The organism is Staphylococcus simulans (assembly GCF_002902285.1).
GTDB classification, from domain to species: domain Bacteria; phylum Bacillota; class Bacilli; order Staphylococcales; family Staphylococcaceae; genus Staphylococcus; species Staphylococcus simulans.
The window spans coordinates 104,207-122,269 of sequence record NZ_PPRU01000004.1; the positions used below are offsets into that span (position 1 = coordinate 104,207).

Consider the following 18,063-nt stretch of genomic DNA (forward strand, 5'->3'; position numbering starts at 1 on the left):
TCTTGTATATCGATAAGTCGAGTCTTACAATGGATTAGTATTATTTAACATATATGAAAGAAGGGATTACTTTGCATTTTACTCAACGTGAACAAGATAAATTGATGTTGGTTATTGCGAATGACGTTGCACGCAGACGTCAAAAACGCGGTTTAAAATTAAACTATCCTGAAGCGGTAGCTATCATCAGTTACGAAATGTTAGAAGGTGCAAGAGATGGTAAGAGCGTTGCCGACCTTATGAGTTACGGCAGACAAATTTTAAATAAGGATGATGTAATGGAAGGTGTAGCAGATATGATCACAGACATCGAAGTTGAAGCTACATTCCCTGACGGCACAAAATTAATTACGATACATCATCCGATTGTTTAAAGGGGGATTATATATTATGAGACCTGGTGAAATTATAGTAAAACGTACTGAAATAGAAATAAATAAAGGTACTGATTCTACTGAAACAGTAATCGTTGTTAAAAATATAGGAGACCGCCCTATTCAAGTCGGTTCTCATTATCATTTTTTTGAAGTAAATGATGGCTTAAAATTTGATAGAGAGAAAGCATATGGTAAACATTTAGATATTCCAGCTGGCGCAGCTGTACGCTTTGAACCTGGGGATGAAAAGAAAGTACAACTTGTGGAATATAACGGTAATCGTCGTATTTACGGATTCCGAGGAATGGTTAATGGACCGATTGATGAAGATCGTGTCTTCCGTGTAGACGATGATCATCCGAACGCTGGTATTAAAGACGACGAAGGAATGAAAAATGCGAATAAAGAAAGTGGGTATGATCGATGAGCTTTAAAATGACACAATCTCAATATACAAGTTTATATGGTCCGACTGTCGGTGATTCTATTCGATTAGCTGATACAAACTTGTTTGCACGAGTAGAAAAAGACTATGCGTCATATGGGGATGAAGCTACTTTCGGCGGCGGTAAATCTGTGCGTGACGGTATGGCTCAAAACCCTAACGTAACACGTGATGACCGTAATGTTGCAGATACTGTTATTACAAACGCAGTTATTATTGATTACGATAAAGTATACAAAGCAGATATCGGAATTAAAAACGGCTATATCATGAGATATGGTAAAGCTGGTAACCCTGATATTATGGACAACGTTAATATCATTATCGGTGCAAACACTGATATCATTTCAGCTGAAGGTAAGATCGTAACAGCTGGCGGTATTGATACACACGTGCACTTTATTAACCCTGAACAATCATGGGTTGCGCTTGAAAGTGGTGTTACAACACATATCGGCGGCGGTACTGGTGCTTCTGAAGGTTCTAAAGCCACTACGGTTGCTCCAGGTCCATGGCATATGCACCGTATGTTAGAAGCAGCTGAAGCTTTACCAGTCAACGTTGGTTTCACTGGTAAAGGACAAGCACACAACCACACAGCATTAATTGAACAAATCCACGCTGGCGCAATCGGCTTGAAAGTCCATGAGGACTGGGGAGCAACACCATCTGCGCTAAGTCATGCATTAGACGTAGCTGATGATTATGATGTTCAAATCGCATTACACGCAGATACGTTGAATGAAGCGGGCTTCATGGAAGATACGATGAAAGCAATCAAAGACCGTGTCATTCATATGTACCACACTGAAGGTGCTGGTGGCGGACATGCGCCTGACTTAATCAAATCAGCAAGCTATCCTAATGTCCTTCCATCATCTACTAACCCAACACTACCTTACACAACAAATACAATTGATGAGCACTTAGATATGGTTATGATTACACACCACTTGAACGCTTCTATTCCTGAAGACGTAGCATTCGCTGATTCACGTATCCGTAAAGAAACAATTGCAGCGGAAGACGTATTACAAGATATGGGTGTATTCAGTATGGTCAGCTCTGACTCACAAGCAATGGGTCGTGTCGGTGAAGTTATCACACGTACATGGCAAGTCGCACACCGTATGAAAGAACAACGCGGTTATTTAGATGGCGACTCAGAATACAATGACAACAACCGTATCAAACGTTATATCGCAAAATACACAATCAACCCTGCGATTACACACGGTATCTCAGAATATGTCGGTTCAATTGAATCTGGCAAACTTGCGGATATTGTAATTTGGGAGCCTGCATTCTTTGGTGTAAAACCTGATGTTGTCTTAAAAGGCGGAATGATCAGTACAGCAATCAACGGTGATGCAAATGGTTCTATCCCAATCTCAGAACCTCTTAAATTCCGTAAAATGTACGGTCAACTTGGCGGTAACATGACAGGTACAAACATGACATTCGTATCAAACATTGCTTATATGAACGATATTCAACGTCAATTGAACTTGCATCGTTTAATCCGTCCAGTTAAAAATATCCGTAACCTACGTAAAACAGATATGAAAAACAATACAGCAACACCAAAATTAGACGTAGATCCACAAACGTATGAAGTGTTTGTAGATGGCGAAAAAATCACAAGCGAACCTGCTAAAGAGTTGCCATTAACACAACGTTACTTCTTATTCTAGGAGGCAAGCTTTCATGATAGTAGAAGAAATTCTTGGCAATATCGCCAATTTATCACCTGAAGAAAAACAAAAGCACACTGAAAAAGTGTATCTAGAAAACTCTGATTTAGTTAAACGCATCCAACGTGTTAAAACTGACCACGGTAATGAAATCGGAATCCGCTTAAAAAACCCTGTAGACTTGCAGTATGGCGATATCTTATATGAAGATGACAACAACCGTATCGTGGTTGATGTCAATTCTGAAGATATTTTGGTTATCAAACCACGTTCACTGCAAGAAATGGGAGATATTGCCCATCAGCTGGGTAACCGTCATTTACCTGCACAATTCACAGAAAGTGAAATGTTGGTACAATACGATTATTTAGTTGAAGATTTATTAAAATCATTAGGCATCCCCCACTCACGTGAGGATCGCAAAGTAAACAAAGCCTTCCGTCATATAGGACATTCACATGATTGATCATGCGTCTTTACGCTTGTTTCAATTTTGCGATTCGCAATTCCCTACAGGTGCTTTCAGCCATTCATTCGGATTAGAAACTTATATCCAAAGAGGGACTGTTCATGATGAACAGTCCTTCCAAGAATGGTTGAAACTGTTTTTAAGTGAACAACTCACATATGCGGATGGATTAGCGATGCGCTTCGTTTACGAAGCACTGAATCAGAATGATGAAAAAAGAGTGTTAGAATTAGATCGTTTATTATTTGTTCAAAATATGCCGAGAGAAACACGTGTCGGTACCAAACAAATGGGAACACGTATGGTGAAACTAGCTGATGAACTTTACGATAGTGAATGGATTCATTGGTATCACGAACAATATCAAGCAAAACAAGCGAAATTGCATCCAGCAATCTGCTTTACAATGCTTGGTCATTATCTCGGTGTCGATATTGAAATGATTATCGATTATTATTTATATCAAAACGTTTCATCTTTAACTCAAAATGCGGTCAGAGCCATTCCATTAGGACAAACTGCAGGTCAACGTATTGTGACGCAGATGATTCCTTTTATGAAACAAACACGCGACCATATTTTTGAGCTTAAAGCATCTGAATTCGGCATCACTGCACCAGGACTTGAAATCAATCAAATGGAACATGAAAAAGTGAATGTACGAATCTTTATTTCTTAGGAGGCAAGATTTATGACTCAACCTATTAAAATCGGAGTCGGCGGCCCTGTAGGCGCAGGTAAAACCGAACTTGTAGAAAAAGTAGTAAAACATCTTTCTAAAGAGTTAAGCATCGGTGTTATTACAAATGATATTTATACAAAAGAAGACGAAAAAATCTTAGTAAATTCTGGCGTACTTCCTGCAGATCGTATCATCGGAGTTGAAACTGGCGGTTGCCCTCATACAGCAATTCGTGAAGATGCTTCAATGAACTTTGCGGCAATTGATGAATTAGTTGAACGTCATGAAGATATTGAATTGATTTTCGTAGAATCAGGCGGCGACAACTTAGCTGCGACATTCAGTCCAGAACTTGTAGATTTCTCAATTTATATTATCGACGTTGCACAAGGTGAAAAAATCCCACGTAAAGGCGGACAAGGTATGATTAAATCTGATTTCTTCATCATCAACAAAACAGATTTAGCACCTTATGTCGGCGCATCTTTAGACCAAATGGCTGAAGATACACGTACTTTCCGTGGTGATCGTCCATTCACATTCACAAACCTTAAAACAGAAGAAGGTTTAGACAATGTGATTAACTGGATTGAACGTGATGTGCTGCTTAAAGGACTAGAGTAATGTCTGAAGAAAAGCAATGGACAGGACAGTTAGATATCACCGTCTTTAATGACGGTGAACGTTCTGTAGCACGCGATATCTTTTTTGAACAAGCATTAAAAGTGATTCGCCCTATTTATTTAAATGGCTCAAATATCCCGACATTCTATATTGTTAATGTCGGCGGCGGCTATTTAGATGGAGACCGTTATCGCTTAAATGTTAAGGTGAAAGAAAATGCGGCAACGACACTCACATCGCAAGGTGCAACAAAAATCTACAAAACATTGAAAGATCATGTTGAACAGTACCAAACGTTCACGATTGAAGATAACGCTTATATGGAATATGTAGGCGATCCGATTATAGCTTATAAAGATGCAAAGTTTTATCAGCATAATCAGTATCATCTGGCTAAAACCGGCGCAATGTTTTATACCGATATCTTAACGCCTGGTTATTCTCCAGATGAAGCGCACTTTACGTATGACTATCTTCATCTTCTTAATGAAATTTTCGTTGACGGTGAATTAGTCGTCTATGATAACTTGTTGTTGGATCCAAATAAAAATCGTGTAGATGCTTTAGGTTATATGGAAGGTTATTCTCATCTAGGGTCTTGTTATTTCATTCATCCAGATGCGAATAAAGAAACAGTTGAAGAACTTTATGAGATTATGGCACCTTATGCGAAACAAGAAGACTGCAGAGTCGGTATTACTGAACTTGCAACACATGGTATCAGTATCCGTATTCTTGCACATCAAACTGATTTAATTTTAGATATTCTAAATGACGTGCAACAACAACTTGTCAGAAAACATTATGACAGAGATGTAGATTTCTTAAGAAAATATTAATAGCAATCAAGTTATACACCTGATTGCAAACTAAAGGACGGTTATTCATTCTTTGATAACCGTCCTTTTTACATACATAATTTTATAAGTTACTGTTTGTTCCAAAATGCTTTCAGCGCTTGTGCTTCTTCATGCCCTTGTTGGCGTGCAGCTTCAGCTACTTCTTTACGTAATGCACCATTCATTGTATTATAATCATATTTTTCCAGAATACTCATTACAGTGCTATCTGGTTTGACTGTATACACACTTTGACCTCGTTCTTGCATATGGTCCACTAAACCAGATAATGCATACGGTGTTTTCACTGGTAAATTCGCAGCTAATACCACAACTTTATCCGCTTCACTGACATCTGGATTATCCATAGAATAAGAACCGCCATCATAATAGTGTTTATCATGCAGTTGAATCGTCGGATAAGCCCCTTGGAATGCGCCACTCGCCGCAATAGCTTTAACTAACGGTACATCAGAGTTTTCATCAAATACACGACGTTGATTTGTTTCTACTTCTGTCACTACAATTTTGATTTTAGGTGTCCAGCCCGAAACTGCATTGCCTAAGCTGTTTCTGATCATATTGAGTCGTTCTGTTTCAGGCAAATCTACTTTAGGATGCATAGCCATCCGACTCATACCATCAATCCATTCTTCTACAGTACGCGCATTTTTCTCTAATTGATCAAATTGCGCAAAGATATCTGCTAAATCATCATCCGTTAATGGATTTTCAGCTTCTCTTTGATAGTTTAGTTGTTCTTCCCATATTGTTTCCCAGTCTGCTTCTGATGCGAGAACTGTGCCCACTTGTGCACCCGCAGATGTTCCGACAAATTCATCGGCATCTCTCAAGTCTAAACCTTTCTCAGCTAAACCTCTTAAATAACCGATTTCCCATGCCATGCCGAATTGACCGCCGGCACCTAAAATTACTGATGTTGTTGCCATATGATTCACTTCCTTCAACTTTTATTATGACATGAATTATTGATCTTTGTTTAAAATCCAGCTTCCTGTCGCAAGATAGCTCGCAAATGCACACCATAATGCATAAGGCACCATTAACAAGCCGCTGCGTTTATCTGCTTTATAGAAATTGACTGCCGTGACGACAACAGATGCGAATAAAGCATAACTTTCAATCATTGCTGCTCCACGTAGTTTATATTTGAAATACAATACAGACCATAAGAAATTCAAACCAAGTTGTGTATAGTGTGAAATCGGTACAGATTTATCTTTACTTGCGTTACGTGCAATCATATATGCGACGCCCATCGCAAGATACAAACCTGACCAGACAATGGGATACGTAATACCTGGCGGTGAAAGCGGCGGGTTCTTTTCTTTTTGATAAACTTGACGTGCATTGCTTGTCGCATATTTTGCTACCAAAGTGCCCCCTACTGTCGGCGTTATTAAATGTACAATATCTCTCAGAACTTTGAATGGTTGTTTCAAACTATCCCTTCCTTCTGTTTCATATAATTATTTTCTTTACTTTATGTATCTACCCTTTAGAAAAAGTATTAAATATCATCGTTGTATGTTTATGTTATTATCTGCGTGATGCTGCATAACAACAGGCTTTTTCGGGAATATCAATATAGACCATCTTATATGTATGAGGTGAATTTATATGGCAGAATCTAAAGCCTATCGTTCTAAGATGATGTCTAAAATCAAAGGCACAGGCGGCAAAGCTGAAACACAACTTGCTAAAGCTTTATGGCACCAAGGTGTCCGTTATTTTAAGAATTATAAGAAGTTACCCGGCACTCCAGATATCGCTATCACTAAATATAACGTAATGGTATTTGTAGATGGGGAATTCTGGCATGGTTATGATTGGGAAAATGTTAAACAAAAAAGAATCCACACGAACCGTTCATATTGGATACCGAAATTAGAACGCAATATGGAAAGAGATCAAGAAGTGAATCAGAAATTAGAAGAAATGGGTTATACTGTCTTACGTTTTTGGGAGAAACATGAAGTGTTTAAGGACATGGATGCTTGTGTCCAACAAGTGTTAGATGCGATTGAACAAAATAAACAAAAATAAAAAAGTGAGCTATCTCAATGAATAACTCACTTTTTTATTACTAATTTTTTGTGCCTGTTGAAATAATCTTAAATTCCCCAACTTCTCCTATGATTAAAATACTTTGCTGACCGCTTTACAAAGAGCCTCGATTTCCTTTCTTTGCTCTGGATCAACTACTAAAATCACGGTTCTTTCATCATGTTTATTTCTTTTTTTAGTTAAGAGTTTACGCTCTTTAAGCTTTTGAATCGCTTTAGAAATAAAATATGGTTTTAAGTTGGAAAGTTGAATGATTTCTTTTACATTGAACTCTGTACGTTCTTTTTCACTGCTGTGAATGTAGTTTAAAATAAAGAGTTCTTCAAAAGTGATTTGAAACTCACTTTTTATTGTAGCACTGACCTCTCTTACTTTTTGTGCTACAGTGACGAATTTTGATAAATCATTAATTATGTTTTTATTGTTCATAGTGAAATTCACTCCTTCTTGATGTTTTTCGAAGATGTTTAGTGAATTGTTCTGATAATTTCAAGCAAGCCCCTACATAAACTAATTTTATTACAACTCTCATTAAATAACAATCTATTTTTGTTCCTAAAATAATCAAAATAGTAAACGTCATAATGTTGAAATCAGTCATCACGAATGTAAAGTTTTCACTAAGGTTAATTGGGTTAATAGGATGACTGTCTATTCAAAAAATCAAAAGCAATAAAAGTAGTAATAAATGAATATTGGGGAATACAATTAATCAATGTCATAATGAATGTGTATCACATATACAAACAAGGAGGATGAAAGGATGAAACAAGATTATATCCGTGTCAAAGGTGCGACACAGAATAATTTAAAATCCATCGATGTAGACATTCCGAAACATTTCATAACTGTATTTACAGGCCGTTCTGGTTCAGGAAAGTCTTCACTCGTTTTTAATACACTCGCAGCTGAATCAGAGCACCTTTTAAACGAAACTTATTCAAGTTACATACAGTTTCATCTTAATCAACAACCTAGACCTAGCGTCGATCACATAGACCATCTGCCTGTTGCGATGACAATCAGCCAACAACGTTATAACGGCAACTCTCGCTCAACAGTCGGCACAATTTCAGACATATACGCATCTGTGCGTTTATTATGGTCACGTATCGGCACACCTTTTGTAGGTTATTCTGATGTTTTTTCATTCAACAGCCCATCAGGCATGTGCAAAGAATGTGAAGGTTTAGGTTACATTGAATCAATTAATTTAGATGAATTGTTAGATTGGGATAAGTCATTAAATGAAGGTGCCATCGACTTCCCTTCTTTCGGTCCGGATAAAGAAAGAGGAAAAGCATATCGCGACAGCGGTTTGTTTGATAATGACAAAAAGTTAAAAGACTTTACCAAAGAAGAACTTGATTTATTTTTATATCAACAGCCGACAAAGCTTAAATATCCACCGAAAGAATGGAGAAAAACTGCGAAATATGTGGGATTGATTCCGCGTTTCAGCCGTATCTTTTTAGGCGATAAAACTTTTGCGAAAAAACGTTATGCACGCCATTTAAAACACGTCGTTACCACTAAAACATGTCCTGTTTGTGAAGGACAAAGACTAAATCAAAAGGTATTAAGTTGTAAAATCAATGGCTATAATATTTCTGATTTTACTAAAATGACAATTAAAGAGAACTTGGCTTTTTTAGATCAATTGAATCAACCAACTGCAGAATTTATTATTGCGCCGCTTCGAAAACAACTTGAAGCCCTAGATTTCATAGGATTAAGCTATCTAACACTCGACCGTGTCACAACAACACTTTCTGGTGGAGAAGCACAACGTCTTAAATTAATCCGTCATTTGAATAGTCCTTTATCTGATTTAGTTTATATTATTGATGAACCCAGTGTTGGTTTGCATCCTGAAGATATACAAAAAATCAATATTATTTTACAATCACTTAAAGAAAAAGGCAATACTGTTTTAATTGTTGAACATGATCCTGATGTTATTAAAGAAGCGGATTATGTCATTGATATGGGACCAGGTTCTGGTAAGAATGGTGGAGAAATTACATTTGAAGGAGATTATCCAGCATTATTAGAATCTGATACAGCGACAGGTCATGCGTTAAGAAAACCACATCACCTTAAAAATGACGTGCGTCAACCTGCAGGATATTTCCATCTCGGACCAATTACAGAAAATAATTTAAAAGATGTCACGGTTGATTTACCTAAACAAGTCATGACGGTTATGACAGGTGTTGCAGGTTCTGGTAAGAGTACTTTGGTCAAAAAAGGATTTGAAGATAATGAACATACTATCTTTGTTGATCAAAAAGCGGTTCAAGGTTCAAGCCGTTCTAACCTGCTGACTTATTTAGGTGTCTTTGATCAAGTACGAAAATTCTTCAGCCAACAAACCGGATTAAGCAAAGCGATGTTCAGCTATAATTCTAAAGGTGCATGCCCCAATTGCGGCGGTAAAGGTTATATTAAAACTGAACTAGCCTTTATGGCTGATTTTTCTCAGACTTGTGAAGTGTGTCATGGTAAACGCTATAAACCTGAAGTATTAGAAGCAACAGTTAACGGTTATAATATTGCGGATGTTTTAAACTTAACTGTAGATGAAGGTTTAGAATTCTTTAAAGGGCATCAAGAAATTGAAGATGCATTAGAGTCATTAAGCCAAACTGGATTAAATTATATGGCACTCGGTCAACCGCTAGACACCTTATCTGGCGGTGAGATTCAGCGCGTTAAATTAAGTCAGCATTTAGTCGAACCGACAACTGATTATGTTTATATCTTTGATGAGCCGACAACAGGTTTACATGAAGAAGACATTCCTCTACTATTGAATCGCTTCAATGATTTAATTGAAGCTGGGAATACAGTGATTCTGATTGAACATAACTTATCCATGATGTGTGAAGCGGATTGGCTCATTGATGTCGGACCAGGTCCTGGTTTAGAAGGAGGACAAATCTTATTCAGCGGCTTGCCTAAAGACTTCCTACAAACAGATACCTTAACTGCCAAACATTTAAAACGTTATACTCAAGCATAATAAAAAGGCTCAACCACAGTTTTGTGATTGAGCCTTATTCATATATACACTGATTATTTATTATTTTTTACTGCAAATTGTATCAGCTGAAGATAATGCAGCTAATTTCAATAAGTCAGTTGCGTGTTTAGCGCCTTCTTTACCATGACCTGCTTCGTAGTGTTTGTAAGCTGCAACACCTAATACACCTACTGCTAATAATGAAGCAACATTTGTCATTTTTTTGTTGCCGAAGCTTAGTAAATAGATTAAACCACTTGCTGCTTCTAAAGTACCTGCAACTGTTACCCATTTAGAATCAAGGCCGAACACATTTGCGAAAGTATCTTTCATACCTGCGTCACCTTTTAATTTTGGCTCTGAAGCCTGTAATAATTCCTTAGCGATTTTAATATTGTTTAAATAACGTAATAACATAATACAATCTCCTTTATTTATTATTAAAATATTCCTCTACAATAGGTTTTACCCTTTCTCCGTATAATTTAATTGCATGCATTACACGGTCATGTGGCATAGACCCTACTGGCAGGTGAATCATGAAACGATTCAAGTTCAATTCTTCGATTACTTTAATCATTTTCTTTGCGACTGTTTCCGGACTTCCTACAAACATTGCACCTTCATCGCTGATTTCACGTTGGAAATGCGCTTGATCGTATGGCGGCCAATTACGTTCTCTGGCGATGATATCATGTGTGACTTTAGTCGGCGCGTAAAACTCACGTTGTGCCGCTTCATCAGTCTCTGCGATATAACCCCAAGAATGTACTGCAACCGGCATATCTTCTGCGCGATAACCTCTGTTTTCAGCAACTGCACGATACACTGCAATATTACGTTTGAAACGTCTAGGATTACCACCGATAATCGCGTAGGTAATCGGTAAACCGAACTCTGCAGCTCTCATAGAAGACTCTGGTGTGCCTCCTGTTGCGAGCCAAATTGGAATTTCCTCTTGCACTGCTCTAGGATATACACCTAAGTTGTTAATTGCTGGTCGCAAACCGCCTTCCCATTTAACAATCTCATGTTGATTGATACGTTTCAATAATTCCAACTTCTCAATAAACAATTGATCGTAATCATCAAGGTTGTAACCGAATAATGGGAAAGATTCGATAAACGAACCGCGCCCTACCATAATTTCAGCACGTCCGTTAGATACTGCATCCAATGTCGCAAAACGTTCATAGACACGTACTGGATCATCTGATGATAAAACCGTTACTGCCGATGAAAGTTTAATACGTTTCGTTGTTGTCGCTGCTGCCGCAAGTACAGTCACAGGATCTGAAACTGCATAATCTGAACGATGATGTTCACCTAATCCATATACATCCAGCCCTACTTCATCAGCAAGTTGGATTTCTTCTACGATGTTTCTAATACGTTCTGCTGCTGTTAATTTTTCTTGAATGCCGTTTTCTGTATAAATATCAGTGTTGTCTGCAAAGGATGTCATTCCAATTTCGAGTTTCACTTTTTTCACCTCTTTAGGTATAATTTTTATACTTAAATAATACATCTGTTCTTTCCTTAAGTCAATACTTTCAACTCGAGCTGAACAAAGAGATAAAAACTTCCATTTAATGAAGAAAAGCCTAACTTTACATAAAGTTAATAGTTAACATCCACCTATTGTATTTAATTAGATGACTATCTATTCGACAGGATTTTAAAAATAAATCTCCGTCATATTAACTACAAAGCAACATTTATTCATTAGAAATTATGTTTCAAAGTTTTCTGTTATATTACAAGACTGTAATATGAAAAGCCTTTACAAATAATTAAAAATGTTAAAAATGCGATAACATCAACATTCTAAGACTATAGTCCTACTTTCATGCTTATTACATCCAAATACATAATTATTAGAACTAAATTACAAAACGATAACAAACCACACAAGTGCAATTTTTTTTGGTAGAGTAAGTCTTGTCGTTAAGAGAACGAAACAAACAAAACAAATTATGAAATTTAGTAAATGTTAATCCAGTCACGAGACTTAAAAAATAATTTAGCTTATTATCTTTAGGAGGATATTTTATCATGAATAAAATCGCTACTACTACAATCGCTACAGCAGGTTTAGGAATCGCTGCTTTAACTTTATCTAATCACGATGCAGACGCTGCACAAAATAACGGATACAACTCAAACGATCCTTATTCTTACAGCTACTCATATACAATTGATCAAGATGGTAACTACCACTACACTTGGGAAGGTAACTGGAACAAATCTAATCAATTCAATAACTACTATGGTACTTACGCTCAATACAATAACAACAACACAGCTAACAATAACTATACAAACTACACTAGCTACAATACACAAGCAACTGCTCCACGTACTGGCGGTTTAGGTGCTTCATACTCAACATCAGACAACAACGTTAAAGTAACAACTACTTCAGCACCAAAAACAAGCACTAACACATTCGCTAACCGTTCATCATCAGGTGCTAACTTATACACTGTAGGTCAATGTACTTACTACGTATTCGACAAAGTTGGCGGTAAAATCGGTTCAACTTGGGGCAACGCTAATAACTGGGCTAACGCAGCAGCAGCTTCAGGTTACACTGTAAACAACAACCCATCAGCTGGCGCAATCTTACAAACTAGCCAAGGTGCTTTCGGTCACGTTGCATACGTTGAAAGTGTAAACAGCGACGGTTCAGTAAACGTTTCAGAAATGAACTACGGTCAAGGTCCTGGCGTTGTAACTACACGTACAATCTCAGCTAGCCAAGCAGGCGGATACAACTACATCCACTAATTAATAAATTTACGATATAAACCAACTGATCAGCTACAATCAGTTGGTTTTTTTATGCCCTTTTTTTATTTCTATTGCTTATCCTGCCACTAACTTATACGCATAACAAAAAAGCCGGAGACTTAGGAATTTACACCTAAGCCTGCCGGCTTTTCTATCTATTTACTACGTTATAACCAATATGCGATCATAATCCAGAATGCGAAAGCTAACACATATAATAATGGGAAGCTTTCTGATACGGGTCGTTTAAGTTGTCTATAAAGAACATAGCCTCCTAAACCTATGGCCATACCGGCTGTTAGGACAATACGTACCACAAACATTTCTACTGTGGCATTAATCCCAAGCTGAGGACTCGTAGTCATAACCTCAATAAGAGATAAGATTAATATCATTACTGTATAAACAACAGTATCTTTTGTTTTGTTAGTTTGGGATAATGTCCAAAATATTAATAGCCCGAAGATAGACGTCATTAACATTTCATGTGCTAAAAATTCCGACATAGAAGAATCAACTCTATATTGCAAAATCGCTACAAAATACAATATAAAGCTGATTACTAAATAGATAATAGAAGGATATTTTACAGTTAAATTATCTAAATTGAAGTATCGATGAATTCCTAGACACAATAGTAATATCGCTACAAGTATTACTACATATAGCATGGAATCACCTCATTCATATATATTTAATAACCGTTTTAGTACACAACTAAACCTAATAAATATTAATTTTTTAATGATAATGATTGGAATTGCAATTAATCCTTCTTAGATAACTATAATTGTTCCACCATTAGTATGTTATACCCTGGATTCACGCGTTTAATGTGTAAAATCCGAAAAATTGTAAAAAGTCAAAGAAAAACTGCCTCACTTTAAAAAGCGAGACAGTTCATCTTTAACCGTGCTGCGTATAATGTGTTGTGTCTGGTGATTTCACCTTTTTCACTGACCAGCCAGTAAAGGCGTAGAATATAGCGAAAATCACACATAAATAACAAGGTACCGTCCAAATAAAGTAAGAATAGACGTTTACACCTAATTGTTGCGTATAATAAATTCCTGATGTGCCCCAAGGGATCAATGGAATAATCATCGTACCTGAGTCTTCAAGTGTACGTGATAAGTTTGTACGAGACAGCTTCATCTCATCATACATATCATATAACAACATACCTACTACGATAATCACAACAGATGCTACTCCTGCTGCTAATACCATAATCAAGCCAGATATTACTGTAACTAAAATTAATGTGCCTGGCGAAGTGACTTTATCTTTAATTGTGTTCAACATCACTGTTAAACAACCTGATTTTTCGACAATACCCGCAAATGCATAGCCACAGAAGATTGTCACAATGACTTGTGTCATACTCATCATGCCGCCTTGCTCAAGCAAAGTCGTCGCTTTATCATTTAAATTGACTTGATGGACAATCATATCCGGTTTAAAACCGTCAAACGCCGCTTTAAAACCATCAGTAAAATTAAAGCCATGATTCAGTGCGCCGACAAAGATCGCTGCCACACATGAAACTAACATAGCCGGTACGGTTGAGAAGCGGAATAATAAACATGCGATGATAACAATCGCTGGAATCCATACACTGAAATTAATATGATATACATTTTCGAGTTGACGTAATAATGCATTGATTTGGCTTTTATCCGCACTCGATTTATGATTTAATCCCGCAAAGAACCAAACTATCATACCGATAATCGACGCAGGAATCGTCGTCCATAACATCGCTTTAATATGGGCAAAAATGTTCACGTTCGTGACCATTGCCGCTAAGTTTGTTGTATCAGAGAGTGGTGATAACTTATCACCGAAAACTGCACCTGCAATAATTGCACCTGCAGCCATACCCGCATCAATATGTAATTGATGTGCAATCGCAATTAATGCGATTCCTGCTGTTGATGCAGAACCCCAAGCGGTTCCAGTGGCCATAGACGTTATCGCTGAAATTAAAAACGCAGAGACCAAGAAATAACTTGGATTCAACAATTTTAACCCATAATAAATCAGAGCAGGTACGGTTCCAGAATACATCCATGTCCCAACTACAATCCCTACGCATAAAATAATATAAATCGTAGGCATCGCTGTACTCAGCCGCTGTGTAATCCCCTCTTCTAAATCTTTCCAACGTAAGCCTACACGCCAGGCAATTACTGACGCATAAGCCGCTGAAAGAATTAATAATGGTTGTACTGGAATTCCAAATACCACAAATCCAACAATAACTAATAACATCATTACAACGATGGTTGAAATGGATTCAAGTAATGTCGGCATTCTCTTCATAATATGTCCCCCTTTATTTAATTGTTAATCTAATCCAACTTTATCTCTGCCTAACTCGTCGATTGTCAGACCCTCTTCAAAGAAATCACGTTCTAAAATTGTAGAAGCTATGACGATAATCGCATCAATATTCGGCGTTTCTACCCCAATTTCACGCCCTAAGCTAGACCATAAGACTAAACCGAATGCAATATCTTCAGTTAAATAACGATTCTTCACGTGATTTGGCCCTGGAATTTGTGAGAAAACAGGACTTTCGTTAAACAGACGATTTAACGGTTCATCTTCACGATCTCTTTCTAAATAACCACGTTGAATACGTGCTTCTTTTGCTGTTTGCAGTTCGAATCCTAAACGACGGCCAAGTGACAGACGCTCAAGCTCTACCGCATGCAGTAAACGAACCGTATGTTTAGTAATCCCTTCTTTATATAATGAGAAGTCTCCAGAGTAATCAATACGTCCAACGTTTAATAAAGTAGGTCCTGGGTGCACTTCTGGGTTACCATTTTCTAAGTTTGTTTTCCATAAGTTTTCTTCTTTAATAATTTGAGGATAAATCTTTTCAACAATTTCAAAGTCTTCACTTAAATGTTCTTGAATATAAGAAGTGAAATAGACTTTACGTACATTTAAAGATAGATCAACAATACCCTCTTCAAAGTCAACACGCGTACCATACGTTAATGTGTTTGCTTCACAAAAACGTGGGCATACATCGATATATTCATCTTCTAATATGTTAAGGAATCGTGCTGAACCCATAGCAGCTGCCATGTTGAAGAATATAATTTGGTCATCCTTAACGAACGGCGCCATAATACGTGCATAATATTCAATAAATGTTGATGGAATAATCATTTGAATAATTTCTGCATCTTGTATAACCTCTTCGATGTCATCGCTGACTTGTGTAAATTTCACAAAGCTTTCTTCACCTTCATTATTGAAGTGGAAACCGCCTTGTTCAATCGCTTTATCGAACTTTTCGATAGAAGCGTTACGGCAATACAATTTGACATCGTGGCCCTTGCTTGTCATATCAACGGCTGCTGTGACAGCACCGTTACCTGAACCAATAATTGCTATTTTCATGCTTCATACCTTCTTTCTTTGTTTAGTCATGATTATGAGAGACCGTACAATAGCTTTATTGCTAGAAATAAAGTGATGTACGGTCTCTCGAAGTGTGAAAATATTATTTATTCTATTTAACCGTCTTAAAGAAAAATAAAACAGAAAACTTGTGAGACTTGTGTATGCTAGAACACGCACAGTTACAGCTTTCTGCGACCATCAAATAGTGTATTATAGTTATCGTAACATGATTAGACAAATAATAAAATAAAAATTTGTTAGCTACTTATTAACAATAACGTCTATATATTTCATACCCTACTTCTCTTTATTTATTGTTTTTGTTAGGTGTCCAAAATGGTAAAAAATATTGAAGTTTTTCCGATTGTGTTTCATTTAAACTCAATTATTGCTATATTTAAAGTAATCTTAAATATCGGAGGAGCGCTATGACTAAGGAACATTCACCTGAACAAGTCACCGAGCACACTGAAGTCTATCAACAATTTCCAACAGAAGATGCACGTTTATTCGCGTGTTTAATTTATATACTCAGCTTTTTTACAACTATTATCGGACCCTTAATTATTTGGTTAACCAAAGGCAGTGAATCTTATTTTGTAAATAAGACCGCTAAAAACTATTTTAATTTCGTTATTTCTTATACGATATGGACGATTGTAGCATTAGTTTTATGCATCGTATTAATTGGTATGATAATATTACCGGTTCTCGGTATATTGAGCATTGTATTCTCAGTCATAGCGGCTGTCAAAGCATATAATGGCGAGGAATACCTAATCCCGCTATCTATCCGCTTCTTCAACTAATCACACACAACCACAGCGTTGTGTGTTTTTTTGATGCTTTTTTCATAAACACATTCATTGTTTCTCTGTGTGTAATTTGAGAAAATAGACAGTGCTGAATTAAGAAGAAGGAGGCGTGTGTATGCGCTGGTTTAAAGTCATTTTAGCTGGCTTAGTAGAAATTATTTGGGTCAATTGTATTAAAAATGCAGATTCAGTGCTCAGTTGGGGACTGACTTTAATTATGATTGCGATCAGTTTCGCATTAGTAATCAATGCTTGTAAATCATTGCCTGTGGGAACGGCTTATGCCATTTTCGTAGGTATCGGTACAGTGGGCACCATTATTTTAGATATGGTGGTCTATGGCGACCCCTTCAGCTTTACCAAACTCTTTTTCATTATCTTATTATTGATTGGTATTCTTGGACTGAAACTATCAACAGATGAAACAGAAAGCGAGGGCTCACACTGATGGCATGGTTATATTTATTTATCGCAGGCTGTTTCGAAATTCTTGGCGTGATTCTTTTAAATGAATTGAATCGAACAGGCAAGAAATTTTATATTGTGTTATTAGGTATCGCCTTTATCTTCAGTTTCAGTATTTTATCACTCGCTATGAATTCCATCCCGATGGGAACGGCTTATGCGATTTGGACAGGTATTGGAACTGGCGGCGGTGCAATTATCAGTATGATATTTTATAATGAATCCAAAAATATCTGGCGTATTCTTTGTATCGGCTTAATTGTCGTTTCTTCTGTTGGGTTAAAACTCATTTCATAGTCATGCATACGCTTACGGTGTATTCAT

Annotated in this window: 21 protein-coding genes; 13 read left to right on the top strand and 8 right to left on the bottom strand. The window is 37.0% G+C overall.

Annotated elements, in window-relative coordinates; all coding sequences use genetic code 11:
- The first annotated feature begins 71 nt into the window (after positions 1-71).
- The 7 genes from CD112_RS01185 to CD112_RS01215 are packed head-to-tail and all read left to right on the top strand — an operon-like array spanning position 72 to position 5,130.
- Complete coding sequence (locus CD112_RS01185; RefSeq protein ID WP_002479619.1) at positions 72-374, top strand: urease subunit gamma; 303 nt, start codon at positions 72-74, stop codon at positions 372-374.
- A 16-nt stretch (positions 375-390) separates the two neighbouring features.
- On the top strand, positions 391-804 hold the full coding sequence (locus CD112_RS01190) for an urease subunit beta (RefSeq protein WP_023015003.1): 414 nt from the start codon (positions 391-393) through the stop codon (positions 802-804).
- Positions 801-2,516 carry an urease subunit alpha gene (gene ureC, locus CD112_RS01195; protein WP_103363701.1) on the top strand — a complete coding sequence of 572 codons (1,716 nt, stop codon included), beginning with the start codon at positions 801-803 and terminating at the stop codon, positions 2,514-2,516. Before CD112_RS01190 ends, ureC begins: the two co-directional genes overlap by 4 nt.
- A 13-nt stretch (positions 2,517-2,529) precedes the next feature.
- On the top strand, positions 2,530-2,982 hold the full coding sequence (ureE, locus tag CD112_RS01200) for an urease accessory protein UreE (protein WP_002479622.1): 453 nt from the start codon (positions 2,530-2,532) through the stop codon (positions 2,980-2,982).
- A complete protein-coding gene (locus CD112_RS01205; protein WP_002479623.1) occupies positions 2,975-3,664 on the top strand; it encodes an urease accessory protein UreF in 690 nt (229 codons plus the stop codon). The genes ureE and CD112_RS01205 overlap by 8 nt, the downstream gene beginning before the upstream one ends.
- A gap of 12 nt (positions 3,665-3,676) precedes the next feature.
- The gene (gene ureG, locus CD112_RS01210; protein WP_002479624.1) at positions 3,677-4,291 is read left to right on the top strand and encodes an urease accessory protein UreG; all 615 of its coding nucleotides are present in this window, start codon (positions 3,677-3,679) and stop codon (positions 4,289-4,291) included.
- Positions 4,291-5,130: an urease accessory protein UreD gene (locus CD112_RS01215; RefSeq protein WP_103363702.1), complete on the top strand. Its 840-nt coding sequence runs from the start codon at positions 4,291-4,293 to the stop codon at positions 5,128-5,130. Before ureG ends, CD112_RS01215 begins: the two co-directional genes overlap by 1 nt.
- Before the next feature lie 89 nt (positions 5,131-5,219).
- On the opposite strand, the gene CD112_RS01220 is transcribed toward CD112_RS01215, so the two are convergent.
- Together CD112_RS01220 and CD112_RS01225 are read right to left on the bottom strand one after the other, a co-directional pair.
- Complete coding sequence (locus CD112_RS01220) at positions 5,220-6,080, bottom strand: patatin-like phospholipase family protein (RefSeq protein WP_103363703.1); 861 nt, start codon at positions 6,078-6,080, stop codon at positions 5,220-5,222.
- A gap of 36 nt (positions 6,081-6,116) precedes the next feature.
- Positions 6,117-6,593 carry a TspO/MBR family protein gene (locus CD112_RS01225; protein ID WP_023015009.1) on the bottom strand — a complete coding sequence of 159 codons (477 nt, stop codon included), beginning with the start codon at positions 6,591-6,593 and terminating at the stop codon, positions 6,117-6,119.
- Between the two features lie 178 nt (positions 6,594-6,771).
- On the opposite strand from CD112_RS01225, the gene CD112_RS01230 reads away from it, so the two are divergent.
- The gene (locus tag CD112_RS01230; RefSeq protein WP_057509910.1) at positions 6,772-7,197 is read left to right on the top strand and encodes a very short patch repair endonuclease; all 426 of its coding nucleotides are present in this window, start codon (positions 6,772-6,774) and stop codon (positions 7,195-7,197) included.
- 93 nt (positions 7,198-7,290) lie between these two features.
- Here the strand turns inward: CD112_RS01230 and CD112_RS01235 are convergent, their stop codons facing one another.
- A complete protein-coding gene (locus CD112_RS01235; protein WP_002479629.1) occupies positions 7,291-7,647 on the bottom strand; it encodes a transcriptional regulator, SarA/Rot family in 357 nt (118 codons plus the stop codon).
- Positions 7,648-7,981: 334 nt separating this feature from the next.
- Here CD112_RS01235 and CD112_RS01240 point away from each other — a divergent pair, with 334 nt between their 5' ends.
- The gene (locus CD112_RS01240; RefSeq protein WP_002479630.1) at positions 7,982-10,243 is read left to right on the top strand and encodes an ATP-binding cassette domain-containing protein; all 2,262 of its coding nucleotides are present in this window, start codon (positions 7,982-7,984) and stop codon (positions 10,241-10,243) included.
- 60 nt (positions 10,244-10,303) lie between these two features.
- Here the strand turns inward: CD112_RS01240 and CD112_RS01245 are convergent, their stop codons facing one another.
- Together CD112_RS01245 and CD112_RS01250 are read right to left on the bottom strand one after the other, a co-directional pair.
- Positions 10,304-10,660, bottom strand: coding sequence for a DoxX family protein (locus CD112_RS01245; RefSeq protein ID WP_023015013.1), 357 nt, complete (start codon positions 10,658-10,660; stop codon positions 10,304-10,306).
- A gap of 13 nt (positions 10,661-10,673) precedes the next feature.
- The gene (locus tag CD112_RS01250) at positions 10,674-11,726 is read right to left on the bottom strand and encodes an LLM class flavin-dependent oxidoreductase (RefSeq protein ID WP_103363704.1); all 1,053 of its coding nucleotides are present in this window, start codon (positions 11,724-11,726) and stop codon (positions 10,674-10,676) included.
- Between the two features lie 572 nt (positions 11,727-12,298).
- On the opposite strand from CD112_RS01250, the gene CD112_RS01255 reads away from it, so the two are divergent.
- Positions 12,299-13,033 (top strand): CHAP domain-containing protein, encoded by a 735-nt coding sequence (locus CD112_RS01255; protein WP_023015016.1) that lies wholly within the window; start codon positions 12,299-12,301, stop codon positions 13,031-13,033.
- Positions 13,034-13,203: 170 nt separating this feature from the next.
- On the opposite strand, the gene CD112_RS01260 is transcribed toward CD112_RS01255, so the two are convergent.
- From CD112_RS01260 to CD112_RS01270, 3 genes are all read right to left on the bottom strand, one after another.
- On the bottom strand, positions 13,204-13,707 hold the full coding sequence (locus CD112_RS01260; protein ID WP_002479634.1) for a hypothetical protein: 504 nt from the start codon (positions 13,705-13,707) through the stop codon (positions 13,204-13,206).
- Positions 13,708-13,942: 235 nt separating this feature from the next.
- Positions 13,943-15,361 (bottom strand): Na+/H+ antiporter NhaC, encoded by a 1,419-nt coding sequence (gene nhaC / locus CD112_RS01265; RefSeq protein WP_023015017.1) that lies wholly within the window; start codon positions 15,359-15,361, stop codon positions 13,943-13,945.
- A gap of 24 nt (positions 15,362-15,385) precedes the next feature.
- The gene (locus tag CD112_RS01270; protein ID WP_002479636.1) at positions 15,386-16,456 is read right to left on the bottom strand and encodes an NAD/NADP-dependent octopine/nopaline dehydrogenase family protein; all 1,071 of its coding nucleotides are present in this window, start codon (positions 16,454-16,456) and stop codon (positions 15,386-15,388) included.
- A gap of 431 nt (positions 16,457-16,887) precedes the next feature.
- Between CD112_RS01270 and CD112_RS01275 the strand changes: the two genes are divergently transcribed.
- The 3 genes from CD112_RS01275 (at position 16,888) to CD112_RS01285 (ending at position 18,036) form a co-directional block, all read left to right on the top strand.
- Positions 16,888-17,268, top strand: a complete 381-nt coding sequence (locus CD112_RS01275) for a DUF4870 domain-containing protein (protein WP_023015020.1) — start codon at positions 16,888-16,890, stop codon at positions 17,266-17,268.
- A 121-nt stretch (positions 17,269-17,389) separates the two neighbouring features.
- Positions 17,390-17,722, top strand: coding sequence for a DMT family transporter (locus tag CD112_RS01280; RefSeq protein ID WP_002479638.1), 333 nt, complete (start codon positions 17,390-17,392; stop codon positions 17,720-17,722).
- On the top strand, positions 17,722-18,036 hold the full coding sequence (locus tag CD112_RS01285) for a DMT family transporter (protein ID WP_002479639.1): 315 nt from the start codon (positions 17,722-17,724) through the stop codon (positions 18,034-18,036). Before CD112_RS01280 ends, CD112_RS01285 begins: the two co-directional genes overlap by 1 nt.
- Positions 18,037-18,063 lie beyond the last annotated feature (27 nt).